General features: G+C 68.7%; 28 protein-coding genes. 15 read left to right on the forward strand and 13 right to left on the reverse strand.

Going from position 1 to position 24830, the window contains the following annotated elements; genetic code table 11:
• Positions 1 to 17 precede the first annotated feature (17 nt).
• Positions 18 to 287: a hypothetical protein gene (locus VM306_RS14730; protein WP_325515341.1), complete on the reverse strand. Its 270-nt coding sequence runs from the start codon at positions 285 to 287 to the stop codon at positions 18 to 20.
• An 83-nt stretch (positions 288 to 370) separates the two neighbouring features.
• Between VM306_RS14730 and VM306_RS14735 the strand changes: the two genes are divergently transcribed.
• The gene (locus VM306_RS14735; protein WP_030470246.1) at positions 371 to 964 is read left to right on the forward strand and encodes a TetR/AcrR family transcriptional regulator; all 594 of its coding nucleotides are present in this window, start codon (positions 371 to 373) and stop codon (positions 962 to 964) included.
• A gap of 31 nt (positions 965 to 995) precedes the next feature.
• A complete protein-coding gene (locus tag VM306_RS14740; protein ID WP_325515345.1) occupies positions 996 to 2273 on the forward strand; it encodes a cytochrome P450 in 1278 nt (425 codons plus the stop codon).
• 159 nt (positions 2274 to 2432) lie between these two features.
• Here VM306_RS14740 and VM306_RS14745 read toward each other — a convergent pair whose 3' ends face one another.
• Positions 2433 to 3908 (reverse strand): peptide MFS transporter, encoded by a 1476-nt coding sequence (locus VM306_RS14745; protein ID WP_414672384.1) that lies wholly within the window; start codon positions 3906 to 3908, stop codon positions 2433 to 2435.
• Between the two features lie 144 nt (positions 3909 to 4052).
• Here VM306_RS14745 and VM306_RS14750 point away from each other — a divergent pair, with 144 nt between their 5' ends.
• Together VM306_RS14750 and VM306_RS14755 are read left to right on the forward strand one after the other, a co-directional pair.
• Entirely contained in the window at positions 4053 to 4616 is a 564-nt protein-coding gene (locus VM306_RS14750) for a TIGR03086 family metal-binding protein (RefSeq protein WP_325515349.1), read from the forward strand.
• Between the two features lie 85 nt (positions 4617 to 4701).
• The gene (locus VM306_RS14755; RefSeq protein WP_325515351.1) at positions 4702 to 5364 is read left to right on the forward strand and encodes a glycoside hydrolase family 75 protein; all 663 of its coding nucleotides are present in this window, start codon (positions 4702 to 4704) and stop codon (positions 5362 to 5364) included.
• 202 nt (positions 5365 to 5566) lie between these two features.
• Here VM306_RS14755 and VM306_RS14760 read toward each other — a convergent pair whose 3' ends face one another.
• On the reverse strand, positions 5567 to 6034 hold the full coding sequence (locus VM306_RS14760; protein WP_325515353.1) for a GNAT family N-acetyltransferase: 468 nt from the start codon (positions 6032 to 6034) through the stop codon (positions 5567 to 5569).
• A complete protein-coding gene (locus VM306_RS14765; protein WP_325515355.1) occupies positions 6031 to 6531 on the reverse strand; it encodes a DUF4262 domain-containing protein in 501 nt (166 codons plus the stop codon). Before VM306_RS14765 ends, VM306_RS14760 begins: the two co-directional genes overlap by 4 nt.
• 126 nt (positions 6532 to 6657) lie before the next feature.
• Here VM306_RS14765 and VM306_RS14770 point away from each other — a divergent pair, with 126 nt between their 5' ends.
• The 6 genes from VM306_RS14770 to VM306_RS14795 all read left to right on the forward strand — a co-directional run bounded on the left by VM306_RS14770 (position 6658) and on the right by VM306_RS14795 (position 11831).
• Positions 6658 to 7494, forward strand: coding sequence for a helix-turn-helix transcriptional regulator (locus VM306_RS14770; protein ID WP_325515357.1), 837 nt, complete (start codon positions 6658 to 6660; stop codon positions 7492 to 7494).
• Positions 7491 to 7658 (forward strand): DUF397 domain-containing protein, encoded by a 168-nt coding sequence (locus VM306_RS14775; RefSeq protein ID WP_325515359.1) that lies wholly within the window; start codon positions 7491 to 7493, stop codon positions 7656 to 7658. The genes VM306_RS14770 and VM306_RS14775 overlap by 4 nt, the downstream gene beginning before the upstream one ends.
• Positions 7659 to 7908: 250 nt before the next feature.
• A complete protein-coding gene (locus tag VM306_RS14780) occupies positions 7909 to 8100 on the forward strand; it encodes a hypothetical protein (RefSeq protein WP_325515361.1) in 192 nt (63 codons plus the stop codon).
• A 31-nt stretch (positions 8101 to 8131) separates the two neighbouring features.
• Positions 8132 to 8710 carry a DUF6879 family protein gene (locus tag VM306_RS14785; RefSeq protein ID WP_325515363.1) on the forward strand — a complete coding sequence of 193 codons (579 nt, stop codon included), beginning with the start codon at positions 8132 to 8134 and terminating at the stop codon, positions 8708 to 8710.
• Positions 8677 to 9456, forward strand: coding sequence for a phytanoyl-CoA dioxygenase family protein (locus VM306_RS14790; RefSeq protein ID WP_325515365.1), 780 nt, complete (start codon positions 8677 to 8679; stop codon positions 9454 to 9456). Before VM306_RS14785 ends, VM306_RS14790 begins: the two co-directional genes overlap by 34 nt.
• A gap of 56 nt (positions 9457 to 9512) precedes the next feature.
• Positions 9513 to 11831 (forward strand): ATP-binding protein, encoded by a 2319-nt coding sequence (locus tag VM306_RS14795; protein WP_325515367.1) that lies wholly within the window; start codon positions 9513 to 9515, stop codon positions 11829 to 11831.
• Here VM306_RS14795 and VM306_RS14800 read toward each other — a convergent pair.
• Complete coding sequence (locus VM306_RS14800; protein ID WP_325515369.1) at positions 11825 to 12397, reverse strand: helix-turn-helix domain-containing protein; 573 nt, start codon at positions 12395 to 12397, stop codon at positions 11825 to 11827. The genes VM306_RS14795 and VM306_RS14800 overlap by 7 nt on opposite strands.
• 115 nt (positions 12398 to 12512) lie before the next feature.
• Between VM306_RS14800 and VM306_RS14805 the strand changes: the two genes are divergently transcribed.
• Positions 12513 to 13448, forward strand: a complete 936-nt coding sequence (locus VM306_RS14805) for an alpha/beta hydrolase family protein (RefSeq protein WP_325515371.1) — start codon at positions 12513 to 12515, stop codon at positions 13446 to 13448.
• 55 nt (positions 13449 to 13503) lie between these two features.
• Here the strand turns inward: VM306_RS14805 and VM306_RS14810 are convergent, their stop codons facing one another.
• The 4 genes from VM306_RS14810 to VM306_RS14825 form a co-directional block, all read right to left on the reverse strand.
• The gene (locus tag VM306_RS14810) at positions 13504 to 14253 is read right to left on the reverse strand and encodes a YebC/PmpR family DNA-binding transcriptional regulator (protein WP_325515373.1); all 750 of its coding nucleotides are present in this window, start codon (positions 14251 to 14253) and stop codon (positions 13504 to 13506) included.
• Entirely contained in the window at positions 14250 to 14882 is a 633-nt protein-coding gene (pdxT, locus tag VM306_RS14815) for a pyridoxal 5'-phosphate synthase glutaminase subunit PdxT (protein ID WP_325515375.1), read from the reverse strand. The genes VM306_RS14810 and pdxT overlap by 4 nt, the downstream gene beginning before the upstream one ends.
• 325 nt (positions 14883 to 15207) lie before the next feature.
• Positions 15208 to 16551 carry an amino acid permease gene (locus VM306_RS14820; protein WP_325515437.1) on the reverse strand — a complete coding sequence of 448 codons (1344 nt, stop codon included), beginning with the start codon at positions 16549 to 16551 and terminating at the stop codon, positions 15208 to 15210.
• Between the two features lie 139 nt (positions 16552 to 16690).
• Positions 16691 to 17878: a trans-sulfuration enzyme family protein gene (locus VM306_RS14825; RefSeq protein WP_325515377.1), complete on the reverse strand. Its 1188-nt coding sequence runs from the start codon at positions 17876 to 17878 to the stop codon at positions 16691 to 16693.
• A 74-nt stretch (positions 17879 to 17952) separates the two neighbouring features.
• Here VM306_RS14825 and VM306_RS14830 point away from each other — a divergent pair, with 74 nt between their 5' ends.
• Positions 17953 to 18393: an Lrp/AsnC family transcriptional regulator gene (locus VM306_RS14830; RefSeq protein ID WP_325515379.1), complete on the forward strand. Its 441-nt coding sequence runs from the start codon at positions 17953 to 17955 to the stop codon at positions 18391 to 18393.
• 18 nt (positions 18394 to 18411) lie between these two features.
• On the opposite strand, the gene VM306_RS14835 is transcribed toward VM306_RS14830, so the two are convergent.
• Together VM306_RS14835 and VM306_RS14840 are read right to left on the reverse strand one after the other, a co-directional pair.
• Positions 18412 to 18720 (reverse strand): AzlD domain-containing protein, encoded by a 309-nt coding sequence (locus VM306_RS14835; RefSeq protein ID WP_325515381.1) that lies wholly within the window; start codon positions 18718 to 18720, stop codon positions 18412 to 18414.
• Positions 18699 to 19394 carry an AzlC family ABC transporter permease gene (locus VM306_RS14840; protein WP_325515383.1) on the reverse strand — a complete coding sequence of 232 codons (696 nt, stop codon included), beginning with the start codon at positions 19392 to 19394 and terminating at the stop codon, positions 18699 to 18701. The genes VM306_RS14835 and VM306_RS14840 overlap by 22 nt, the downstream gene beginning before the upstream one ends.
• A 57-nt stretch (positions 19395 to 19451) precedes the next feature.
• On the opposite strand from VM306_RS14840, the gene VM306_RS14845 reads away from it, so the two are divergent.
• Positions 19452 to 20006 carry an XRE family transcriptional regulator gene (locus tag VM306_RS14845; RefSeq protein WP_325515385.1) on the forward strand — a complete coding sequence of 185 codons (555 nt, stop codon included), beginning with the start codon at positions 19452 to 19454 and terminating at the stop codon, positions 20004 to 20006.
• Here VM306_RS14845 and VM306_RS14850 read toward each other — a convergent pair.
• The gene (locus tag VM306_RS14850; protein ID WP_325515387.1) at positions 19987 to 20571 is read right to left on the reverse strand and encodes a TetR/AcrR family transcriptional regulator; all 585 of its coding nucleotides are present in this window, start codon (positions 20569 to 20571) and stop codon (positions 19987 to 19989) included. The genes VM306_RS14845 and VM306_RS14850 overlap by 20 nt on opposite strands.
• 70 nt (positions 20572 to 20641) lie before the next feature.
• Between VM306_RS14850 and VM306_RS14855 the strand changes: the two genes are divergently transcribed.
• Both VM306_RS14855 and helR read left to right on the forward strand, forming a co-directional pair.
• Complete coding sequence (locus VM306_RS14855; RefSeq protein ID WP_325515389.1) at positions 20642 to 21517, forward strand: DMT family transporter; 876 nt, start codon at positions 20642 to 20644, stop codon at positions 21515 to 21517.
• Between the two features lie 83 nt (positions 21518 to 21600).
• Entirely contained in the window at positions 21601 to 23769 is a 2169-nt protein-coding gene (helR, locus tag VM306_RS14860; RefSeq protein WP_325515392.1) for an RNA polymerase recycling motor ATPase HelR, read from the forward strand.
• Positions 23770 to 23878: 109 nt separating this feature from the next.
• On the opposite strand, the gene pdxS is transcribed toward helR, so the two are convergent.
• A complete protein-coding gene (gene pdxS / locus VM306_RS14865) occupies positions 23879 to 24772 on the reverse strand; it encodes a pyridoxal 5'-phosphate synthase lyase subunit PdxS (RefSeq protein WP_325515395.1) in 894 nt (297 codons plus the stop codon).
• Positions 24773 to 24830: the final 58 nt, after the last annotated feature.

The raw sequence follows: 24830 nt of genomic DNA on the forward strand, positions 1-24830 counted from the left end.
GCGCCCGCGGTCAACCCTCACTCGGACTGTGGGAAAGCGCTTACCGGAACCCGTGGCCCGTCCCGGTTCTCAGCGAGGACGGCGATGAGGTCGACGACCGTCCGCCCCACGAGCAGATCGACGAGGTGCACCCCGGCCGACGCACGCCGCCGCCACCCCAGACGCTCCGCGAGCGCCGACAGCGTGGTGGTGTCCTGGGTCTCCATGGCGGAGAGGGTATTGCCGGAATCGCGCCGGTCGGCGCAGGCCTGCCCGGTGATCCACTCGAACGGGCGGCGGTTCGGCACCGCCGGAAAGGATCACACCCGCGAAGGGTCCAATCCGTACGTACGGATTGGATTTCCCGCTCCTCCCCTGCGACCATCTACAGGTGCCCAGGGTGAGCCAGGACCACCTCGACGCCCGCCGCCGTCAGATCCTCGACGGCGCGCGTGCCTGTTTCGCGCGACACGGCTACGAAGGCGCCACAGTACGCCGTCTCGAGGAGGCGACGGGACTGTCCCGCGGTGCGATCTTCCACCACTTCCGCGACAAGGAGTCGCTCTTCCTCGCGCTGGCCGAGGACGACGCGTTGCGGATGGCCGACGTGGTGGCCGAGCAGGGTCTCGTCCAGGTGATGCGCGACCTGCTCGACGAGCCGGAGAAGCGCACCGAGGAGCACGCGGCGGACTGGCTCGGCACTCGGCTGGAGGTCTCGCGCAGGCTTCGCACGGATCCCGACTTCCGGGCGCGGTGGGCCGAGCGCAGCGAACAGCTCACAGCGGCCACCCGGCAGCGGCTCATCCGGCAGCGGGAGGCCGGCAACCTGCGGGACGACGTCGACGTCACGGTGCTGACCAGCTTCCTCGAACTGGTTCTCGAAGGTCTCGTCTCGCACCTCGCGATGGGGCTGCCGGCGGACGACATGGAGCCGGTGCTCGACCTGGTCGAGGAAACCGTGCGCCGTCACCGCAGGAGCTCTTGAACGTTCGCGGCGCGGACTCCACTGTGTAGGCATGAAGACCGCCGTCCAGTTCTTCGCGCTGCGCACTCTCGTCCGCGGCTACGCGCTGCTCGGTGACCCGTACGCGGGTGTCATGGCCTCGCCGCCCGACCGCGACCCGTATCCCCTGTGCGAGAAGGTGCGCGCCAAGGGCGACATGGTCCGCAGCCGCATGGGCGCGTACGTCACGCCGAGCCGTGCGATCTGCGACTCGGTGCTGCGGGACAACAGGTTCATCACCGCCACGTTCGACGAGGCGTCGATGGTGTCGATCACGCTGGTCAAGGACGGCGAGAAGATCGTCAACCCGGTGCAGGACTCGTTCCTCATGAAGAACCCGCCGGACCACACGCGGCTGCGCAAGCTCGTGCAGCCGTTCTTCACGCCACGGGCGCTCAAGGACCGCACGGCATCCATCCAGAAGATCGTGAGCGACCACCTCGACCGCCTTGGCGGCCGGTTCGACGTCGTCACCGAGTTCGCCTCGCAGGTGCCCATCCAGGTCATCGCGGACCTGCTGGGCGTCCCGGACGGTCACAGGGACACGTTCGCGCGGTGGGGCAGCGCCCTGGCCGAGACGCTCGACGGCGTCTGGTCGCACAGGCAGCTCAAGAACCTGCACGCCACGATCGTCGAGTACAACGACTTCATCGACGTGCTGATGGACGAACGGCGTCGCGACCCGCAGGACGACATCGTCAGCCACCTCGTGACGCAGCACGACGACCTCAGTCGCGAGGATCTCGTTGCCACGACCGGTTTGTTGCTGTTCGCCGGGTTCGAGACGACGGTCAACCTCATCAGCAACGGCGTGCTGAAGGCGTTCGAGAACCCGCACACCGTGGCGCCGCTCGCGCAGAGTCCCGAGTACGCCGAGGGGTTCGTGGAGGAGGTGCTCAGGCTCGATCCGCCCGTGCAGTACACGATCCGCTGGCCGAAGGAACGTCTCGAACTCGCCGGCGTGACCCTCCCCAAAGGAATGCCGGTCATGCTCATGCTCGCCGCGGCGAACAGGGATCCGCGGGTGTTCTCCGACCCGCTGAAGTTCGACCCGACGCGGTCCAACGCGCGCGAGCACCTCGCGTTCAGCGCGGGAATCCACTACTGCATCGGCGCGGGGCTGAGCCGCATCGAGGGCGCGATCGCCCTGCACGAACTGTTCAAGCGGTTCCCGGACCTCGCGCCGGACGGACCCGTCTCGCGCAGGAAGTCGAAGCTCATCCGCGGCGCTTTGCGACTTCCGGTGCGCGCGAACGAAACCAAACGGTCACTCGCCGTGAAGCCGAGCTGACTCGAAGCGAAATTTGTTGCGGCACGTGCGCTACTTCACCCGGCTGGCGCAATGTTCGTGCCCCAATGACACATCTGCGTAGTGCATCCTTGGAAGTGAGAGGGAGACCCGCCGCACCGCCGCCGCGACGGGCCTCCCTCTCACCTTGTTCCGCAGCGCCTACTCGACGCCCGCCATCAGCTTCCGGATCGCCGGGGCCGCGACGGCGAGAGCACCACCGAGCACCACGGCCGCGCCGCCCAGCGTCAGGAAGTACGCCGAGGGGCTCGTCGTGTAGAACTTCACGAGCTGCGCGGCCACACCGGTACCGGCCGAGGTCGCGAGGAACCACAGGCTCATCGTCTGCGAGGCGAACGCCCTGGGCGCCAGCTTCGTCGTCGCCGACAGGCCGACCGGCGAGAGCATGAGCTCACCGGCGGTCATGATCAGGAACATCACCACGAGCCACAGCGGCGTCACCTTGCCGTCGGCCGCCGAGTTGCTCGCGAAGTACATGAGCACGAACGACAGGCCGACGAGCACCAGCGCGCCCGCGAACTTGCGCGGCGTCGACGGCGCGCGGTGACCGAGCTTGACCCAGAGCAGGGCGAACACCGGCGCCAGCGCGATGATCATGATCGGGTTGATCGACTGGAACCAGGCGACGGGGAACTCCCAGCCGAACACGTGGTTGTCGACGTGCGAGTCCGCGAACTCCGCGATGACCGACGCGCTCTGCTCGAAGATCAGCCAGAACATCGCCGCCGCGATGAACAGCGGGATGTAGGCGATGACGCGCGGCTTCTCCTCCGGCAGCGTCTTCTTGCTGCGCAGCATCACGGTGAAGTAGCCGATCGGCAGGACGATCGACATGATGCTGATCATCAGGATGACGCCCTCGACGTCACCCAGCAGGTACGCCACGACGCCCAGCGCGGCGATCGCGACCGCGACCAGGCCGATGAGGCCGTAGATGCGGCCCTTCTCGGAGTGCGGCAGCGGGTTCGGCGGAACGGCGGCGGACCCGCGCAGGTACTTGCGGCCCATGCGGTACTGGATCAGGCCGACCGCCATGCCGACCGCCGCGACGGCGAACCCGGCGTGGAAGCCGACGCCGTCCGCCAGGGCACCGGTGATCAGCGGGGAGACGAAGCCACCGATGTTGATCGCCATGTAGAAGACCGTGAATCCGGCGTCGCGACGCGTGTCGTCCTTGTCGTACAGGCCGCCGACGACCGTCGAGATGTTCGGCTTGAGCAGACCCGTGCCGATGACGATGAGGATCAGGCCGAGGTACACGCCCGTGATGCCGATGGGGATCGCCAGTGCGATGTGACCGCACATGATCAGCACGCCGCCGTAGAACGTCGACCGCTGGCCGCCCCACACGCGGTCGGCGAGCCAGCCGCCCGCCACGCCGGACATGTAGACGGCTGTGCCGTAGATGGCGACGACCGACAGGGCGAGCGCCTTGTCGACGCCGAGACCGCCTTCGGACACGGCTGTCCACAGGTACAGGCCGAGGATGGCCTTCATCCCGTAGAACGAGAACCGTTCCCAGAGTTCGGTGAAGAACAGCGTGGACAGGCCACGGGGATGCCCGAAGAATCCCTTGTCCTGGCCGGAGATGCTGGCGCTAGGGGCGCTCACGGTCATCGTCCTCTCGTGTCGACGATGTCACGGCGGATTCGGTGAAGATTACGCCGAACGTTCGTACGGCTAGCAAATCAGGGTTGCGCCGCAGTGGCCCAACTCTCACCTCGGGGTGCGCTCCTGAGCAGGATTTGATGCACTGCTGGGATGGAGTTGATCCAGGCGCACGGCGTGGCGATGACGGAGTTCGACCGGAGGGTGCGGGAGATCGCGCCCGACCAGTGGTCGCTCGGCACCCCCTGCCGGGAGTGGTCGGTCAGAGACCTCGTCGGTCACCTGGTCTACGAACAGCTCTGGGCCCCCGAACTGCTGGCCGGCTGCACGGTGAAGCAGGTCGGCGACAGGTTCGACCACGACAACCTGGGCGACGACCCGCTCGTGTCCTGGGTCGTGGCGGCCGCGGCGGCGCGCGAGGCGTGGCTGGAGCCGGACGCGCTGTCGAAGACGGTGAGCGTGTCGTCCGGCGAGCTGGACGCCGAGGAGTACTGCTGGCAGATGACAGCGGACCTCGCCGTCCACGCGTGGGACCTGGCGCGCTCGATCGGCGCCGACGAACGGCTCGACCCGGATCTCGCGTCGTCCGTTCTGCGGTACGTCGAGAGGAACGTCGAGGACTGGAGTGGTTCGTCGATGTTCGATTCGCCCGTTCCGGTCGCCGCGGACGCGGACGACCAAACGCGACTGATAGGACTGCTGGGACGTAAGCCCTAGCCTCTTGACGCCCAATAGTTGCCTTGCGCACAGTAGTGCTCCCGCCGCTTTCAGTCAGGAAAGTTCCCTGTCGAAAGAGGAGACAATGCGCAAGCTCGCCCCAGGGCTTCTCGCGGTGTCCGCGCTCGTGGCCGGTGTTCTGGCGTCCCCCGCCGCCCAGGCCGCCGGTCCGAGCGCCTCCCAGCTGCTGGTGAAGCTGTCGTCGTGCCAGCAGATCTCCAGCGGCAAGTACCGCAGCGACGACGAGACGTCCGCCAGCATCCCGGTCTGTGGCAAGAACGGCGCGGTCTGGTACAAGGCCGACATGGACATCGACTGCGATGGCCAGCGGACCGCGAACTGCAGCGAGAGCACCGACCCGTGGTTCCAGCCGGACACGGCCTTCCACGACTCGAAGGGCAAGCCGCTCGTCGCGGACAAGCTCCCGTACGTCGTCGTGCCCTCGCCCAGTGGCACGTGGGACTACCGCGACTTCGGCATCCAGGGCGGCGGTGTCGTCGCCGTCATCTACAACAACAGGGTCGAGTACGCCGTGGTCGGCGACACGGGCCCGACGAACATCATCGGTGAGGCGTCCTACGCCACGGCCGTGAACCTGGGCATCAACCCGAACCCGGAGAACGGCGGGAGCGACGGCCCGGTGCACTACCTCTACTTCAAGAGCTCGAAGGTCTCGCCGATCGAGGACCACGGGAAGGCCACCTCGCTCGGGGAGTCACTGGCCCAGAAGTTCCTGAACGAGAACTGACCGGCCCTGAAGCGCCCCGCTCCACATCCCCCTCGCCTCCTGCGGGGCGGGGCGCTCCTCCCCCGATCACGGCCCCCGGATCCCCCCGGACCGGTGGCCGCTCCGCCTTTCTACAGGCAGATCGTTGTCCGGTGTCGGAGCGCTTTCACCGGACAACAACCGCCTGACAACGTTTGGGTATCCGAAGGCGCGGAACGGGCCGTCAGACGACCTTCTGCTCCAGGGTGACGCACCGGATGCCGACCGCGTCGAGGTGCTCGGAGACCCGCACGAACCCGGCGCTCTCGTAGAACCTCAGGTTGCCGTCGCTCTCGGCCCCGGTGAACAGCCAGACGACGTCCACGCCCTCCGGCGCCTTCGCACTGATCACGTGCAGCAGCTTCCGGCCGACCCCGCCGCCCTGCACGTCCGGCGCGACGCAGAGCCGCGCGACCTCCATCCGCTCGCCGTCGACGCGGCTGCGCACCGCCCCCACGAGCCTGGTGCCGTCGAACGCCCCGAGCGCGGGCGTGCCGTCGCTCAGATGGTCGCGGATCTGTTCGAGCGTCTCGACGAGCGGCGGCAGGTCCCACGCCCCGTACCGGCGCGCCTCCTGGAGGTACGCGGCGCGCTGGACCGTCATGACCTCGCCCGCGTGCCGGGGACCGATCGGTCCGATGTGGACGTTCACGGGCCGGTGACCCCCGGCGTCCAGCTCTCCGGGATCCCGCTCTCGGTCAGGACGAGCTGGTGGTCTCCGAACCCCTCCGGCGCGTCCGGCTCCCACGGCCACTGCCCCTGCGGGGTGGGCACGATGATCTGCAGGGCCGCGAAGTCCGACCCGTCGTAGAGCAGGTAGGCGCTGCCGAAGAACTCGGGGTAGAAACCCTTGTACACCCGCTCGAACGTGACCGGCACGCCCTCGAAGAAGTCGTGGTAGAGCTTGCCCGGCAGGAACCGCTCGCCGCCGCTGGCCCGCTTCACGTAGATGTTGACCAGGTTCTCCCCCATGCCCTGGGGCAGCCCGATCACGACGGCCTCCGCGACGCCGAACCGCCGCCACGCCCCCACCGAGAACACGTATCCCGGGCCCTCGTCGTCCGGGTTCACGACGATGTTGGTGTGACCGTGCCGGTCGGCCGCGGACAGCAGGCGGGCTCGCAGTTCGATGTCTTCGTCGGAAAGCACGGCACCAAGCCTACGGCACGCTTTTGGTGCCTTATGCCTGCTTGGAGCCGTTCCAAGGCTCCCACCTTCAGGCACATTCGGTGCTGAACGATGGAGTCGGAGCGTCCTGGCTCCTAGCGTTCCCGCATGCCCAAGAGATCGTCCAGCGTGGTGGGCCGCGAGTTCGGCAACGGCGTCAGGAAGGTGGTCGAGCGGACCGGCCTGACCCAGCGCGGACTCGCCGAACTGCTCGGCTGGCAGGAGGCCAAGCTCTGCGACATGCTCGCCGGCAAGGGCGGGGTGAACGAGGCCGAGGTCCGCGAACTCCTCGCGTACTGCCGCACACCGCTCGCGGAACGGGACGAGCTGCTCGCGCTGTTCCGCGAGATGGGGAACGTCTACCTCCAGGTGCCCGACGACGGCGTGCCGGACCAGGTCCGCACTCTGATCAACCAGGAGAAGGACGCCGACGAGATCACCGAGTGGTCGATGATCCTGGTGCCCGGTCTGCTCCAGATCCCCGAGTACGTCGAGGCGGTCACCGCCAAAGCGCAGACGGTTCCGCCGGAGAAACGCCCGGCGGCGGTGGCGGCGAGGTCCGCCAGGGCAGCGATCCTCGAATACACCCGGACCTTCACCTTCTTCGTGCACGAGCAAGCGCTGTTGCTGCCCGTCGGCGGCGAGGAGGTGTGGCGGGAGCAGCTCGCCCACCTGCTGCGGTTGTCGGTGCGGGGGTACATCACCATCCGGGTCGTTCCGAGGTCGATCGGCATGCATGCCGGCGCATCGGGCGACTTCCGGCTGATGCAGTTCCCGAAGTACCCGCCGGTCGTCTACGTCGAGAGCGTCAAGTGCTGCCTGTTCTTCGATGACAAGGACACGGTCCAGGTCTACGAGAACATCCTGAAGGACCTCGCTGCCGTCGCCCTGGATGAGGAACAATCGAGGGCGGTGATCAACAGCATCTTGGAGGGCCTCCAATGACGGTCTGGCGCAAGAGCAGCTACAGCGGCGACGGCAACAACTGCGTCGAGATCGGACGTGGCGTCGGCATTCGGGACAGCAAAAGTCCTGAAATTCATCTTCCCGTGTCCGCAGATGCCTGGTCGGCGTTCATGAAGCTGACCGTCGATCAAGTCCGGACCTGAGCCCGGAAATTCGCATTCACTTGGGTGAAGGAGGCGTCACCGACGCCTCCTTCACCCTTTTGGGCTTCTTTTCCGGCGCGAACGGATGAACATCACGAGCGACCCGCTTTCGAGTGGACATCGAGACACACCCATCCGCTGTCCACTTCGTCACGGGCGTGCGACAAGAGCGCGACTCAGGTTGTCATGGATCCAAACGATCGATAGAATCGCTGGTCCTTGCCTCACAGCGCACGACAGGGGGAGCATCGTGAAACTCAGGCTCATCGGCGGATCCGGTTGCGGGAACGGCCCTTGTCCCGCGGTTTACGAGACCGAGAACGACACGATCGTCGTCCAGGGATTCAGCGTGGACACCAATCAGGCCGGACTGGAGGTACCGCCGGGAGAAGGCGCGGTGGAAATACCTCGCTACATCCTCGAGCGCGCATTCAACCGATGACGACGCGGGAGCCGACGCCATGATTCTGAACATGGACCAGTTCGGCGAGCTCTTCCTCGATTTCACGAGATCCGCGACTCGGATCGAGACGCTGCCGGTCTACTCGGTCGAGGAAGAACGCGAGCAGATCGAGCACTACCTCGCGGGCGAGCCGCTGCCCCCGGACCGCAACGAGCAGTGGGCGGCCAACATAAGGAAGTGCGTGGCCGACGGCAAGTACATGGGCCGAGTGCACATCATCGACCACGTGCTGACCCCGTACCTGCGATTCGAGATCGACTGGTACTACGCCGTCAACGGCCCCGCGGGCGAAGACATCCGGTTCATCTACCGGGAGGACGTTCCGGACGTCACCTACACGGACACCTGGCTGTTCGACGACACGGTGGTGGTAGATCTCAGTTACACCGAAGAAGGCGAGCTGCTCTACATCAACCGGAACGACCACCCGAAGCGCGTGGAGCAGGCAAGAAGGGCGTGGCGGGAATTTCACGCCAAGTCGTTTCCGCTGGCTCGGCTTCTTGCCGACATGAGAGGAAGCGAACTCGCCGTACCCGCCGAAAGCGAGAAACGACCGTGGACGAGGACCCAGTTCGCACGGACTTGTTGATCGACGCCGCCGAGATCGACCACCTGGTGCGACAGGGGTACCTCCTTCACCGCAGGCTGATGTCGCCGGCCTCGGTGGCGAGGCTTCGCGAGTGCGTGCGCGACCTCGCCGCCGCGGAGGAAGGGAGGCCGGAGGCCGAATGGATCGCTCACGACAGCATCTACCTCCGCGGACTGCTCGACAAGAACGCGGAGTTCCACGAACTGCTCCGCCTGGAACCGGTTCTCCGGCTCGCGCGAACGCTTCTCGGACCCCAGGTCTGGATCGACCTCGAAGCCCGCATGCACTATCCGGGCACAGCGGGCATCGCCGTGCCGTGGCACAACCACATCCCGGTCGTTCCCGATCCCCTGCCCGTCTTCTTCTGCTATCCCCATCAACTGCATTGCCTCATCTATCTGGACGGGGTGTCTTCGGACGAGGGTGCGCTGGTGGTGCTGCCGGGCTCGCACACGCGAACGGACCTGCTGATTCCACTGGGCGATCACAGCGATCGCGCCGGTCAGGTCGAGCTGTTCTTCGAGCCGGGAGACGCGGTCACCATTCACGGCAGCCTCTGGCACCGGACGGCACCATCCACCGCCGACGCGAAACACAGGACCCTGCTGCTGCTGGGATACGTCCCGTCGTGGATCAGAAAGGATGCCGGCGGGCAAGGCGTTCCCGCCCGTGAGCCCCTCACAGCCGCGCTCGCGCGAACCGGCGACGCGGAGCTCAGAGAACTGCTCGGCGAATTCCACTGGTGATGACGATGCAGGAACGCCCCGAAGACGATCTCGAATCAACAGGCAACCACTCACAGGTGCACCGCAATTCCGGTGAGATCGTCCAGGTGCGGGACGTCGTCGGCGGAATCCACTTCCACTACGGAACCGGCGGCCGCGGCAACCGTCCTCTTCAGCTGCCACGGGGTGTCCGTGGATTCGTGAACCGGATCTCCGAACTCACCGCCCTCGACGAGCTCCTCGTCGACGACGAGAACCTCGTGGTGTACGTGATCTCCGGAACCGCGGGTGTGGGAAAGACGTCGCTTGCCCTGCACTGGGCCCACCGGGCGCGGGACCAGTTCCCCGACGGTCAGCTCTACATCGACCTCCGCGGCTACGACCCCGGCCTGCCCGTGTCCCCGGACCAGGCCTTGGAGCGGTTCCTGCTCGCGCTCGGTGTTCCGGCGGCCGCGGTCCCCGCCGACGTCGAGGCGAAGTCGAGCCTGTACCGGTCGGCACTGGCCGATCAGAGGATGCTCATCATCCTCGACAACGCGGCGAACACCGCGCAGGTCCGCCCGCTGATCCCCGGCTCAGGGCAGAGCCTCGCCATCGTCACCAGCCGCAGTCACCTGCAGGGGCTGGCGATCCGGCACGGAGCACGTCGCAGAACGCTGGACACCCTCACCGGGGCTGAAGCGGTCGCGCTGCTGACGACCACGACCCGGGAATACCGGAGCGGTGACGATCCCGCGGACGTCGCCGAACTGGCCCGCCTGTGCGCGTACCTCCCCTTGGCGCTGCGGCTCGCGGCGGAACGGGCCGCGAGCCGTCCGGCCATGCCGCTGAGCAGACTCATCGCAGACCTCCGCGACGAGTCGGAACTGTGGAACACGCTCTCGACCGGCGACATCGACGAAGCCGAAGCCGTGCACACCGTGTTCGCCTGGTCATATCGAGCACTTCCCGAGGAGACGGCCTCGGTCTTCTGCTTGCTCGGGCTGCATCCGGGCGCCGATTTCAGCGAGGCGGCCGCCGAGGCGCTGGCAGGCGGAAGCCCGCGCCAGGTGCGCACCGCACTGGACCAGCTCACGGGCGCCTGCCTGCTGGAGACGACCGGGTTCGCGCGGTACCGCTTCCACGACCTCCTCCGGGCGTACGCGGTGGATTGTGCGCAGTCCAAGGTCTCCCAGGAAGAGCAACTCGCCGCTGTCGAACGTGTCTGCGACTGGTATCTGCGCAGGGCGTACCACTGCATGCTCGCTCTCGCGCACGACACGACGTTGCTCTTCGACCTGCCAGAGGCCGAGGACGGATCCTCCCGGTTCTCCGGCCACGACGAGGCGGCTCGGTGGTACGCCGAGGAGAAGCCCACCCTCGAGGCCGCGGTCCGGGCGGCCGCCGGCACGGGCCGGCAGCGCACGGCCTGGCGGCTGGCCGCCGTCCTGGAACGGATCTACGCCACGTACAACCACTTCAACGACTGGCGATCGACTTCGCGGATCGGCCTGGACTGCGCACGGGAGCTGGGCCTGCCCGCGGAGGAAGCCGCGATGCACGACAGCCTCGGCAGGTTGTGCCGCATGACGATGCGGCTCGACGAAGCCGTCGCGCACCACGCCGCCGCGGTGGCCACCTACCGCGAGCTCGGCGATCTGGCCAACGTCGTGAAGGGGTTGAACGGCCTCGGCTGGGTGCACCTGTTCCGGCATCGCCTGGGCGAAGCCCACGTCACGTTCTCCGAGGCTTTGGCGGTGGCCGGTGAACTGGCCGACCGCGAGTGGCTCGCGACTGTGCTGTACAGCATCGGGTACACCTGCGCACAGCTCAGGAGCCTGGATGAGGCAGACGCGCATCTGACGAGGTCTCTGACCATCTTCCGCGATCTCGGCAGCCGCCTCTACGAGTCCATGGCGCTCACCGCGGTCAGCTACGCGGCCCGCGAGCGCGGCGACGCGAGCACGTCGCTGGCTGTCGCGACCGAAGCCGTCTCCATCAGCCGCGAGATGTCCAACCGCCTCTGGGAGGCAACGGCTCTGCTGTACCTCGGCAAAGCCCAGCGAGCTGCCGGAGAGCCCGGTGCGGCTCTGGTCTCCTACCAGGCCGCCGCGGTCATCTGCAGGCAGAACGGTGATCGCAGCCGGGAGGCGATGGCCGTCGAAGGCGCGGGACTGGCCTACAGCGATCTCGGGCGAGGTGAAGACGCCGTCGACTTCTACCGGCAGGCCGCCGCCACTCACCGGCAGCTGGGCGACCGCTGGAAGCTGGCCAAGAACCTCGTGAACCTGACTCGCGAGTTGTCCGGGCTCCAGGCGGAGGACGAAGCCCGGCGCTGCGGACGGGAGGCGTTCGAGATCCTCTCCGAATTCGACGATGCGAAATCAGTGGCGCTGCGCACCGGACTCGCTCAGTGAAGCTCGCCGTCACTCCTGCACCCGTCGAGCAGCAGCCCGATGGTCACACGGGCGTCGTAGTCGGGATCGACCCGCTCGGCGCCCGCGCAGATGTCACCGATCGCGCGCAGCAGCTGGTGAGCGGAGATGTCCCTCGTGATCTCGCCGGCCGCGCGGGCCGCGGCGATCAGATCGGCGAGCACCGGTACCAGGCCGACGAGCATCGCGTGCAGGGTGGCGAAGCCGTCGGGGTCGTTGCGGGTCGCGGCGGCGAGGCCGTGCTTGGTCACCAGGAAGTCCGCGAACAGGTCCACCCACGCCCGCAGCGCCGCGAACGGTGACTCCGCCGTCGCGAGCAGCGCGGGCCCGGCCGCGGCGCACGCTTCGATCTGGTGCCGGTAGACGGCGATGACGAGGTCCGCGCGCGTCGGGAAGTGCCGGTAGATCGTTCCCATGCCCACGCCCGCCGCGGCGGCGATCTTGCGCACCGGCGCGTCCACGCCGTCGGTGACGAACACCGACGCGGCGGCGTCGAGCAGCGCTTTCTCGTTGCGCCGGGCGTCCGCGCGCTTCCCCGACTCACCCACCGGCACACCTCTCCCACGGCCGCACTTGCCAAGCGGAACATTGCTCCGTATATTCGGAACTACGCTCCGGTTCGGAGTCTACAACGTTCTCGCGCTTGTGAAGAAGGAACCTCCCATGCCCTTGACCAGCACTGCCGTGCCCGCGTTCAGCACACCGATCATCAGCGTCAAGCCGGTCGTGCTGCCCGCGCCGGACCGTGGCGACGACCTCCAGGTGCGCGTGTCGGCACCCGTGTCCGGTACCGGCCTCCCGATCGTCGTCTTCGCGCACGGCTTCAGCCAGTCGATGTCGTCCTACGACCCGTTGGTCGACTTCTGGGCGAGCAACGGCTTCGTCGTCGTCCAGCCGACGTTCCTCGACTCGATCACCCTCGGCATCACGCCCGACGACCCGCGCTACCCGGAGATCGCCAGGTTCCGCGTGGAGGACGTGCAGCGCGTGATCGACGACCTCGACGCCGTGCTCGGCGCGGTTCCCGGGCTGGCCGGCCGCGTCGACCGCGACCGCCTCGCCGTCGCCGGCCACTCGTGGGGCGCGCAGACCGTCGGCATGCTGCTCGGCGCGCGTGTCCTGGACGCCGACGGCAAGCCGGGCCCCGACCTGAGCGACTCCCGCGTGAAGGCCGGCGTGCTCTTCGCGGCGACCGGGTTCGGCGGTGACGACCTGACGCCGTTCGCGAAGGAGAACTTCGGCTCGTTCATGTACCCCGACTTCGAGGGGCTGGCCACGCCGTTCCTCACCGTCGCGGGCGATCACGACCAGTCGATGCTCAGCACCCGTGGTCCCGACTGGTTCACCGACGTCTACCACCACGCCCCCGGCGCGCGCGGCCTGCTCACCTTGTTCGGCGGCGAGCACTCGCTCGGCGGCATCCACGGCTACAACGCCACGGACACCACGGACGAGAGCCCGGAGCGGGTCGCGCTGATCCGCCGGGCGTCGTGGGCGTACCTGCGCGACGCCCTCGGCATCGACGACCTGGCGTGGAAGCAGGTGCAGGCCGAGCTGGCGGAGGCCTCCGGCCCGATCGGCCGCATCGACACCAAGTAGCCCGCACGAAAAAACGCCGGTCACCCGTTGTGACCGGCGTTTTCAGGTCTGAGGCTCAGCCGACCTCGGCCATGACCTCGTCCGACACGTCGAAGTTCGCGAAGACGTTCTGCACGTCGTCGCAGTCCTCCAGCGCGTCGATGAGCTTGAAGATCTTCTTGGCGCCCTCGGCCTCGAGCTGCACGGAGACGGACGGCATGAAGCTCGACTCGGCGGACTCGTAGTCGATGCCCGCGTCCTGGAGGGCCTTGCGGACCGGGATCAGGTCGCCGGCCTCGGAGACGACCTCGAAGGCCTCGCCCAGGTCGTTGACCTCCTCGGCACCGGCCTCGAGCACCGCCAGCATGACGTCGTCCTCGCTGGTGTCCGCCTTCGGCACGATCACGACGCCCTTGCGGCTGAACATGTACGACACCGAGCCGGGGTCGGCCATCGAGCCGCCGTTGCGCGTCATCGCCGTGCGGACCTCGGTGGCGGCGCGGTTGCGGTTGTCCGTGAGGCACTCGATGAGCACCGCGACACCGTTGGGGCCGTAGCCCTCGTACATGATCGTCTGCCAGTCGGCGCCGCCGGCCTCTTCACCACCACCGCGCTTGCGGGCACGTTCGATGTTGTCCAGCGGCACCGAGTTCTTCCGGGCCTTCTGGATGGCGTCGAACAGCGTCGGGTTGCCGTCGGGGTCCCCACCACCGGTGCGGGCCGCCACCTCGATGTTCTTGATCAGCCGCGCGAAGAGCTTGCCGCGCTTGGCGTCGATGGCGGCCTTCTTGTGCTTGGTGGTCGCCCACTTGGAGTGGCCGCTCATTTCTCCTCCGAACCAGTCAAACCACGAACCATGTCCACGAACAGGCGGTGGACGCGCTCGTCCCCCGTGAGCTCCGGATGAAACGCCGTGGCCAGCACCTTGCCCTGCCTGACCGCGACGATCCTACCGGCGGCATCGCCTGCCTCAGCCGTAACGGGCACCGTAGCGAGAACCTCTACGTCCCCGCTCACCGCCTCCACCCACGGTGCACGGATGAACACGGCGTGCACGCTCTCCCCTGCCAGGTCGAGGTCGGTCTCGAACGAGTCGACCTGCCGCCCGAACGCGTTGCGCCGGACCGTGACGTCCAGTCCGCCGAGCTGGTGCTGGTCCTCGCGCCCGTCGAGCACCGTGTTGGCCAGCAGGATCATGCCCGCGCACGACCCGTACGCGGGGAAGCCGTCCTTGATCTTGGCCTTCAGCGGCTCCAGCAGCCCGAAGTTGTCGAGCAGCTTGCTCATGGTCGTCGACTCGCCTCCGGGGATGACGATCCCGTCCAGCTCGTCCAGCTCCTCGGCCCTGCGCACGGGCCGGGCGGTCACGTCGCACTGGGCGAGCGACACGAGATGTTCCTGGACATCACCCTGCAGGGCGAGCACACCGATGACGGGAGGGGCAGCGACAACCATGCTCACCAGCATATTCGAGCGCGACCGGTCCCCCGGTCAGCGGGCCAGCCGGTCGAGCCGGTCGCGCGGCAGGGCCGTCTCGGCGGGGCGGAGGGGATCGTGTTCGTCCCGTACTTCCCGCCGGCCTCCGGTCAGCTCGCCACCCGCGACGAGCTGACCGGTCCCGCGGAGCGCCTCGGCACGACGCCCGCTCTGGTCGCGCCGGCCTGGTTGCCGCGCCGGTCTCCGGCGGTGGTCGTCATCCCGGGCACGAAGAACCCGGACCACCTCCGCGCCAACGTCACCGCGGCCGAGATCGCGGAAGACCTGACCGACGGCCGTCCCGTCAGTCGGCGCGGACGAGCTGCTCCCGCGCCGGCCCGGCGGGCTGACGCGACTTCACGAAGCGCCACCCGAGGAACAGCACCAGGGCGAGCACCGGGATCGACCAGAACGCGATCTTCTCGGCGGTCCCGGCGAACGCCATCTGCCCGATCACCAGCGCGAGGAACGCGAGCGTCCCGTACGAGGTGTAGGGCGCACCGGGCATCCGGTAGGAAGGCCGCTCGATCTCGCCGGCCAGTGCCTTCTTCCGCAACCGCAGCTGGCAGAAGATCAGCGTCGCCCAGGTCGACACCACTCCCAGTGAGGCGACGGCGATCGCGATGTCGAATGCTTCCTTGGGCACGATGTAGTTGAGAACCACACCGAACAGGTAAGCCGCACCCGTGAACAGAATGCCGCCATAAGGCACGTGCCGCGAGTTCATCTTGCCGGTGAACGCGGGCGCCTCGCCCTTCTGCGCCAGTGAGCGCAGAATGCGGCCGGTCGAGTAAAGACCGGAGTTGCACGACGACAATGCGGCCGTGAGAACCACGGCGTTCATGATGTCGCCGACGGCCGGAATGCCCAGCGCGGAGAACACGGTGACGAACGGCGACTCGGTACCGCTGAAGTGGTCCCAGGGCAGCAGCATCGTCAGCAGCAGCACCGAGCCGACGTAGAAGATCGCGATCCGGTACACGACGCCGTTGATGGCGCGCGGCATGATCTTCTCGGGGTCCTTGGTCTCGCCCGCCGCGATGCCGACGAGCTCGATCGCCGAGTAGGCGAAGACCACGGCCTGCAGCGTCATCAGCGCCACGCCGAACCCGGCGGGGAACAGCCCGCCGTGTCCCAGCGTGTTGGAGACGGACGCGGTCGTGCCGCCGATGTCCGCGTTGCCGATCACCAGGCCGATGCCGGTCACGAGGAACACGACGATGGCCGTGACCTTGATGACCGAGAACCAGAACTCCAGCTCACCGAACAGCTTGACGGACAACATGTTGATGGCGACCAGCACGAACAGCGCCACCAGCGCGGTGATCCACTGCGGCAGGTCCGGGAACCACTTGTGCATGTAGATCGCGACAGCGGTGATCTCGGCGATGCCGGTCATCGCCCAGTTGACCCAGTACATCCAGCCGGACGTGAACCCGGCCCACGGACCGATGAACTCGCGGGCGTACTCGACGAAGCTGCCGGACACCGGGCGGTGGAGCACGAGCTCACCCAGCGCGCGCATGACGAAGAACGCCGCGAGACCGCACAACGCGTAGGACAGGATCAGCGACGGCCCCGCCGTGGCGAGGCGTCCGCCCGCACCCAGGAAGAGGCCGACGCCGATCGCGCCACCGATGGCGATCATCTGCACCTGGCGCTTGCTCAGCGCCTTGGTGTAGCCGTCCGCATCAGTTTCCACAGAACTCACGAAGAGGTTCCTTCCGAAAACGGAAAATTCTCGCGTCGGAACCTCCCGCGCCCCGACGCGCCGATGCATCGGGACCCTAGTGAGTGGCGGTCATCACCAAGAAATCAGTTGGGGAAGACTTAACGTAAGCGACGTCACAGAGAGCCGCATTCAGGTCCTCCCAAATGTCCTCGACGTGCTCCAGTCCCACGGAAATGCGCAGCAGATTGTCCGGAACGCCAGAAGCACGCAGTTCTTCGCCGGGAACCAGGCGGTGGGTCAATGCCGAGGGGTGCTCGATCAGCGTGTCGACCGATCCCAGTGACACCGCCGGTGTGACGAGCCGGAGCCGGCGCACCACCTCGACCGGGCAGCCGTGGACGCCGAACGCGATCATCGCGCCGGTCCCCCGCATCTGCCGCGACGCGGACGGGTAGCGCACGAACTCGACGGCGTCGTGCTCGGCGAGCCGGGACGCCAGCACGGCGGCCGACCGGGACGCCGCCTCGACCCGCAGCGGCAGCGTGGCGAGGCCGCGGTGCAGCAGGTAGCCGCCGAGTGGGTGCAGCACGGCGCCCGTGATGATCCGGACCTGCCGCAGCGCCGCCGCCCGTTCCTCCGAACACGCCACGACGCCGCCGAGCACGTCACCGTGGCCGCCGAGGTACTTGGTGCCGGAGTGCAGGACGTACGACGCGCCGTGCAGCGCCGGGTTCTGCAGGACCGGCGTCGCGAAGGTGTTGTCGACCATCACCGGGACGCCCCCTGCCTGGCGCACGACGTGCTCGATGTCGACCAGGTCGAGGTTGGGGTTGGCCGGCGTCTCGACGACGACCAGCCCGGTGTCCGGCCGGATCGCGGAGGCCACCAGGCCCGCCTCGACGTAGGTCGTCGTGACGCCCAGGATGCCGGACGACAGCAGGTGGTCGGTGCCGCCGTACAACGGCCGCACGGCCACGACGTGCGGCTTTCCTGCCATCACGCAGGCGGCCTGGACCACGGCGGTCACCGCGGCCATGCCGCTTCCGAACGCCACGGACGTCTCGGTGTGCTCGAGGGCCGCGAGCGCCTGTTCGAACCGCGCCACCGTCGGGTTGTGCAGGCGCGCGTAGACGGGCGAGGCCGCCCGCGCGGCGCCGGTGGCCCACTCCCCCAGTGCTTCCCCGCCGAGCGCCTGGTCGGGCACGGGGTAGGTGGTGGACAGGTCGATGGGAGGCGCGTGCACGCCGAGGTCCGCGAGGTCGTCGCGGCCGCCGTGCACTGCGATGGTCTCGATGCGCGTCATGGCCCGAATGGTGGAGACTTCCTCGGCGGAGTGGACGAGGAACCGCAGCCGATTCGGCGGGAGGGAGAAGAGCCGTGCTGGATTCGATCGACGAGGCCATCGTGCGGGAGCTGCGGAAGGACGCGCGGCTGCAGAACAAGGGCCTGGCCGAACGCGTGAACGTCGCGCAGTCCACGGCGGTCGTGCGGCACCGGGCGTTGCGGGAGCGCGGGGTGATCACCGGCTACCACGCCGAGGTGGACCCCGCCGCGATCGGGCAGCACGTCCAGGCGATGCTCGCGGTGAAGATCCGCCCGCACACCAAGGAGATCGTCGACCCGTTCATGGCCTACGTGCTCTCGCTGCCCGAGACGCTCGCCCTCTCCCACGTGACGGGCCCGGAGGACTTCCTCGTGCACGTCGGGGTGTCGGACGTCGGTCATCTGCAACGGCTCGTGCTCGACAGGTTCACGAGCCGCCGCGAGGTGACGGAGGTGCACACGAACCTGCTCTTCTCGCACGTCCGCAAGCACTGACTCATACCAGGCACTGACTCACGCCACGCCGAAGAACCTCAGTCCCGCCGTGGTGGCCGCGGCCAGCACGATGACGGCCACGACCGGCAGCTTCCGCCACGCCGCGAGCCCGCCGACCACGACCCCGGCCGCGAGGGCCCAGCCGCCGAACTGCCTGCCGTTCGTCAGCGCCGAGACCGCGACCAGCGCCAGCAGCAGCACGGTCGCGCTCGCGGAGATGACCTCGCGGACCCCGTCGGGCAGCGTGACGCGGTCGCGCAGCAGCGGGCCGGCGATCCGGATCAGGAACGTTCCCGCGCCGAGGATCAGGACTGCGGTGACGGGCACGGTTCCTCCTTCTCGGTCCTGAACACGACGAGGCCGGCGAGCGCGAGCAGCACCGGCAGTCCCGCGGGCAGGAACGGCGTGGCCGCGAGCGCGATCACGGCGCCGAGCAGGGCCGCGTTGCGCGTGGCCGCGTCCTTCAGGGCGGGCAGGGTGAGCGCGAGCATCGCCGCCGGGAACGCCGCGTCCAGCCCGAACGTCATCGGGTCGCCGATCGCCTGTCCCGCGAGCGCGCCGACGAGCACGCCCGTGTTCCAGCTGAAGAACAGCGCCACGCCGCACGCCCAGTAGGCCGCCCGCGCCCGTGCGGGGTCCTTCTGCGCCATCGCGAAGGCCGTGGACTCGTCGATCAGCAGGTGGCTGCCGACGATCCGCGCGAGCCAGCCGTTGCCCAGCACGTCCCCGACCGCGAGGCCGAACGGCAGGTGCCGCGCGTTGAGCACGAGCCCGGCCAGCACCGCGGCGGCGGGGCTGCCCCCGGCGGCGACGATGCCGACGGCCATGAACTGCGAGCCGCCCGCGAAGATCACCAGCGACATCAGCACCGGCATCCACCACGGCAGGCCGGAGCCGACCGAGATCGCGCCGAAGGAGGCGCCGGTCACCGCGGCGCCGAGTGCCACCGCGGTCACGTCACGCAGCAGCACGGCATCAAGGGTTCGCCATATCGAACGCATCACCCGATACGATGAACACCGGAACGGGTGTTCGTCAAGCCGAACGGATGGACTTCTGTGTCGAACGCACCACTCGGCCTCATCGCGGCCAACCTCCGGCGCGAGCGCGACCGCACCGGTCTGTCGCTGTCCGAGCTCGCCAAGAAGGCCGGTATCGCGAAGTCGACGCTCTCCCAGCTGGAGTCCGGCACCGGAAACCCCAGCGTGGAGACCCTGTGGGCGCTCGGCGTCGCCCTGGGCGTCCCGTTCAGCAGCCTCGTCGAGCCCGCCGTGCCGCGCGTGCGGGTGATCCGCGCGGGCGAGGGCCCGGTGATCCACTCCGACCGCGCGCACTACGCCGCGACACTGCTCGCCGCGTGCCGTCCGGGCACGAAGCACGACATCTACTGGGTGTCCCTCGAACCCGGCGGCGCCCGCGAGTCCGAGCCGCACGTGCCGGGCAGCGTCGAGCACATGGTCGTGGCGTCGGGGCGGTGCCTGGCGGGCCTCACCGACGAGCCGGTCGAGCTCGGGCCCGGCGACTACATCGTCTACCCCGGCGACCTGCCGCACATCTGCAAGGCACTGGAGCCGGGGACGACCGTGGTGATGGTCATGGAGCACACCGCGTGAGCAAGGCGCGCGCCTGCTCGCGGGCGTGCTCGATGGCGCCGGGGAAGATGCCCAGGCCATAGGCGACGAGCGCTCCCTCGTGCAGCAGCACCAGAGAGCGGCCCAGCTCGTCGGCCCTGTCCGCGTCGACCTGCCCGGCGAGGCCGGTGAACAGCGCCAGCATCCACTCCTTCTGCCCGACGATGATCGGGTGCGCCGGGTGGGACGGGTCGCTGATCTCCGCGTGCGCGTTGACCATGGCGCACCCCTTGGAGTTGTGGTCCGGCACCCAGGCCAGAGTCGCGTCGAAGACGGCCAGGACGCGTGCGGACGGGTCCGGTGGCGCGGCGTCCAGGAACTCTCCGGCGAAGGCCCGCCAGCGCTCGTCGCGGTCCGCCAGGTACTCCACGACGACCTGCTCCTTGGAGCCGAAGCGGTCGTAGAGGGTCTTCTTCGTCACGCCCGCCTCGGCCGCGATCAGGTCGACGCCGACGGCGTGGATCCCGCGCTCGTAGAACAGGCCGGCCGCGGCCCGCAGGACGCGCCGGGCGGCGGGCGTCATCACGACGCGGTTCGGAGAGCTCACCCCTCGAACTATACCGATCTGTATATTCCTGGCCGAGCTGGGTATACCGATCTGTATAGCGAGGTGAGACGTGAACTTCCTGTTGTCAGCTGCCTTCGTCCTCTGCTGGAGCTCCGGTTTCATCGGAGCCAAGCTCGGTGCGGGAAGTGCTCCCGCGCTCACGATCCTGATGTGGCGGTTCCTCCCGCTCGCCGTCGTCCTGGTCGTCGTCGCCGTCCTGAGCAGGTCGTGGCGGGGTCTGACGGCTCGGGACGTGGGCAGGCAGGCGGCCATCGGGGTGCTGTCGCAGAGCGGCTACCTGCTGACCGTCTACTACGCGATCCAGCTCGGGGTCTCCACCGGCACCACGGCCCTGATCGACGGCGTCCAGCCGCTCGTCGCCGCCGCGCTCGCCGGGCCGTTGCTGCGCCAGCACGTCTCGCGCCGGCAGTGGCTCGGCCTGTGCCTGGGCGTCGGCGGTGTGGCCTTGGTGACCGGGGCCGACGCGGCGGCGGCGAGCGGGGTGGCGTGGTGGGCCTACCTGATCCCGTTCCTGGGCATGTTGTCGCTGGTGGCGGCGACGTTCCTCGAAGGCCGCTCCCGCGTCCGGGTGGAGCCCGCGACGGCGATGACCACGCACTGCCTCACCAGCGCCGTCGTCTTCACCGCCCTCGCCGCGGGCACCGGGGTCGCCGCGCCGCCCGCCGACCTCGCGTTCTGGGGTGCGATCGCCTGGCTCGTCGTCTTCTCGACCTTCGGCGGCTACGGGCTCTACTGGGTGATCCTGCAGCGTTCGGGGGTCACCGAGGTGAACACGCTGATGTTCCTCATGGCGCCGGTGACGGCCGTGTGGGGAGCCCTGGTGTTCGGGGAGCCGTTCGGCGTCCAGACCGCCATCGGACTCGGCGTCGGGCTCGCGGCGGTGGTGATCGTCCGCCGGGGTGTTTCTTCCCACTCAACCGTATAGCAGACAGGGGGCCTTGCCACAAGGCCCCCGTTGTGCTTCAGACTCATCGTCCTAAGCCGACACCAGGGCGCTGTGGGGAGCACGTGGGTTACGAAGAAGAACTGCAGTCCGAGCGTGAATACGTGGCCGGTCTCTACGCACGGCTCGACAGCGAACGCGCGCGCGTGAAGGCCGCGTACCAGTCGGCGTTGGGTGGCACCGGCGAGACCGCGATGGACCGTGACAACGAGGTGCGCGCCCGGCACCGCGAGATGAAGCGCCTGAACGTGGCCGACTACGGCCTGTGCTTCGGCAGGCTGGACAGCCTCGACGGCGATCGCTCCTACATCGGCAGGATCGGCCTGTTCGACGAGGACGACGAGTTCGAACCGGTGCTGCTCGACTGGCGGGCGCCGGCCGCGCGGCCGTTCTACACCGCGACCGGCGCGAACCCGGAGGGCCAGCTGCGCCGCCGCCAGTTCCTGACCCGGCGCCGCACCGTGGCCGGGTTCACCGACGAGGTGTTCGGCAGGCTCGGCGAGGAGCAGGGCGACGTGGCCCTGCTGGAGGCGTTGAACGCGCCGCGCGGCGAGGGCATGCGCGACATCGTCGCGACCATCCAGGCCGAGCAGGACGCGATCATCCGGCTCGACCACCCCGGCGTGCTGGTGATCGAGGGCGGCCCCGGCACCGGCAAGACGGTCGTGGCGCTGCACCGCGTCGCGTACCTGATGTACACGCAACGCGAGCGCATGGAACGCCACGGCGTTCTCGTCGTGGGCCCGAACCCGGCGTTCCTCAACCACATCGGGCGCGTGCTGCCGTCGCTGGGCGAGTCCGACGTGGTGTTCTCGACCACCGGCACCCTCCTGCCGGGCCTGGCCGCGACCGCCGAGGACACACCGGACGTGGCGCGGCTCAAGGGGTCGCTGAAGATGCTGGAGGTGCTGAAGGCGGCGGTCGCCTCCCTGCAGCGCCTGCCGTCCGAGCCGGTCCCGGTCGCGATCAAGGACGTCGTCGTGCCGATCAGCGCCGACGTCGCCGAGTGGGCCCGGCAGGAGGCGCGTGACAGCGGCCTGCCGCACAACGAGGCCCGCGGGGTGTTCCGCGAGATCATCACCTACGTCCTGACCGAGCGGGCGATCGGCCGGATCGGCAAGGGCTGGATGTCGCGGTCGGACAAGCAGGCCTGGGAGGAGATGCGGGCCGGGCTGACCAAGGACCTCGCGGAGGACGACGCGTTCGTCGCGACGCTGGACGCGCTGTGGCCGGTGCTGTCGCCGTTCGAACTGCTGTCGACGCTGTACTCCTCGCCGGAGCTCCTGGCGCAGGTGGGCGCCGACCCGTCGTTGCACCGCTCCTCGGACGCGCCCTGGACGGTATCGGACGTGCCGCTGCTCGACGAGCTGCACGACCTGCTGGGCCGTGACGGCACCGAGCAGGCCGTGGACCAGGCCGCGCTCGCCGAACGCCAGGCCGAGGCCCGCTACGCCTCCGAGGTGCTCGAGAGCATGGTCGGCCGCACCGACCACATGGACGACGAGGACCACCTCTTCGCCTCGGACATGCTGTTCGCGGAGGACCTGGCCGAGCGCTTCGAGGAGCACGACCAGCGCTCGCTCGTGGAACGCGCCACCGCGGACCGTTCCTGGACCTACCGGCACGTGGTGGTCGACGAGGCCCAGGAACTGTCCGAAATGGACTGGCGGGTGCTCATGCGCCGCTGCCCCGGCCGTTCCTTCACGGTGGTGGGCGACCTGGCGCAACGCCGTGCCGCGGCGGGCGCCACGTCGTGGGCGGAGATGCTGGAGCCGTACGTGCCGGGCCGCTGGGAGTACCGCTCCCTGACGGTCAACTACCGCACCCCGGCGGAGATCATGGCCGTCGCGGCCCGCGTGCTGGCGGAGTTCGCGCCGGACGTGAGGGCGCCGGAGTCGGTGCGCTCCAACGAGGTCCAGCCGTGGTCGCGCCAGGTCTCACCGGAGGAGCTTCCCGCGGCCATCGAGGAGTTCTCGTCGGCGGAGAAGGCCCTGGAGGGCACGAGCGTCGTGATCGGGCCGCCCGGCGTGCCCGGCACGGTGCCCGCGTCGGAGACCAAGGGCCTGGAGTACGACTCGGTGCTCGTCGTCGCGCCGGAACAGATCATGGCGGGCGGGCCGCGCGGCGCGGCCGAGCTGTACGTGGCGCTGACCCGTGCCACGCAACGGCTCGGTGTGCTGCACCACGGCGAATTGCCCGCCGCGCTGTCGGGTCTGTCCACAGGGACCGGCTGACCTCTGCGAGAAGTCCGGCGCAGAAAGGTTCCCGGGTTCGGCGCCGGACCTCAGGGCATGAGAAAGGGCGCATCCCCGTGCGAGGGATGCGCCCTTTTCGTTCGCTCGCTTACCAGCCGCGCTCGGCCAGGCGGTGCGGCTCCGGGACGTCCTCGACGTTGATGCCGACCATGGCCTCGCCCAGGCCGCGCGAGACCTTGGCGATGACGTCCGGGTCGTCGTGGAAGGTGGTGGCCTTCACGATGGCCTCGGCGCGCTGGGCCGGGTTGCCGGACTTGAAGATGCCGGAACCGACGAACACGCCCTCGGCGCCGAGCTGCATCATCATCGCGGCGTCGGCCGGGGTCGCGATGCCGCCCGCGGTGAAGAGCACCACGGGGAGCTTGCCGTTCTGCGCGACCTCCTTGACCAGCTCGAACGGCGCCTGGAGCTCCTTGGCGGCCACGTAGAGCTCGTCCTCGGGGAGGTTCTGCAGGCGGCGGATCTCCTGGCGGATCTTGCGCATGTGCGTGGTGGCGTTGGAGACGTCACCGGTGCCGGCCTCGCCCTTGGAGCGGATCATGGCCGCGCCCTCGGTGATGCGGCGCAGCGCCTCGCCCAGGTTGGTCGCACCGCACACGAAGGGCACGGTGAACGCCCACTTGTCGATGTGGTTGGCGTAGTCGGCCGGGGTGAGCACCTCGGACTCGTCGATGTAGTCGACACCGAGCGAGGCGAGGACCTGGGCCTCGACGAAGTGGCCGATGCGGGCCTTCGCCATCACGGGGATCGAGACGGCCTCGATGATCCCGTCGATCAGGTCGGGGTCGCTCATGCGGGCGACGCCGCCCTGCGCGCGGATGTCGGCGGGCACGCGCTCGAGCGCCATGACGGCGACGGCGCCGGCGTCCTCCGCGATCTTCGCCTGGGTGGCGTCGACCACGTCCATGATCACGCCGCCCTTGAGCATCTCGGCCATGCCGCGCTTGACGCGGGCAGTGCCGGTGACCTGATCAGTGCTCACCTGGGCAACCTTTCACGAGGGGAAGTCTTGGTGAACTCACCCTACGTCTGACGTGGCC

This window comes from Lentzea sp. (genome assembly GCF_035525475.1).
Taxonomy (GTDB): Bacteria; Actinomycetota; Actinomycetes; order Mycobacteriales; family Pseudonocardiaceae; genus Lentzea.

Excerpts from the sequence above, each read along its gene's own strand:
- VM306_RS14740 (WP_325515345.1), top strand. The coding sequence starts at position 996 with ATGAAGACCGCCGTCCAGTTCTTCGCGCTGCGCACTCTCGTCCGCGGC.
- VM306_RS14750 (WP_325515349.1), top strand. The coding sequence starts at position 4,053 with ATGGAGTTGATCCAGGCGCACGGCGTGGCGATGACGGAGTTCGACCGG.
- VM306_RS14775 (WP_325515359.1), top strand. The coding sequence starts at position 7,491 with ATGACGGTCTGGCGCAAGAGCAGCTACAGCGGCGACGGCAACAACTGC.
- VM306_RS14810 (WP_325515373.1), bottom strand. The coding sequence starts at position 14,253 with ATGAGCGGCCACTCCAAGTGGGCGACCACCAAGCACAAGAAGGCCGCC.
- pdxT (WP_325515375.1), bottom strand. The coding sequence starts at position 14,882 with ATGGTTGTCGCTGCCCCTCCCGTCATCGGTGTGCTCGCCCTGCAGGGT.
- VM306_RS14805 (WP_325515371.1), top strand. The coding sequence starts at position 12,513 with ATGCCCTTGACCAGCACTGCCGTGCCCGCGTTCAGCACACCGATCATC.
- VM306_RS14820 (WP_325515437.1), bottom strand. The coding sequence starts at position 16,551 with ATGATCGCCATCGGTGGCGCGATCGGCGTCGGCCTCTTCCTGGGTGCG.
- VM306_RS14755 (WP_325515351.1), top strand. The coding sequence starts at position 4,702 with ATGCGCAAGCTCGCCCCAGGGCTTCTCGCGGTGTCCGCGCTCGTGGCC.
- VM306_RS14825 (WP_325515377.1), bottom strand. The coding sequence starts at position 17,878 with ATGACGCGCATCGAGACCATCGCAGTGCACGGCGGCCGCGACGACCTC.
- VM306_RS14785 (WP_325515363.1), top strand. The coding sequence starts at position 8,132 with ATGGACCAGTTCGGCGAGCTCTTCCTCGATTTCACGAGATCCGCGACT.
- VM306_RS14840 (WP_325515383.1), bottom strand. The coding sequence starts at position 19,394 with ATGCGTTCGATATGGCGAACCCTTGATGCCGTGCTGCTGCGTGACGTG.
- VM306_RS14745 (WP_414672384.1), bottom strand. The coding sequence starts at position 3,908 with ATGACCGTGAGCGCCCCTAGCGCCAGCATCTCCGGCCAGGACAAGGGA.
- VM306_RS14770 (WP_325515357.1), top strand. The coding sequence starts at position 6,658 with ATGCCCAAGAGATCGTCCAGCGTGGTGGGCCGCGAGTTCGGCAACGGC.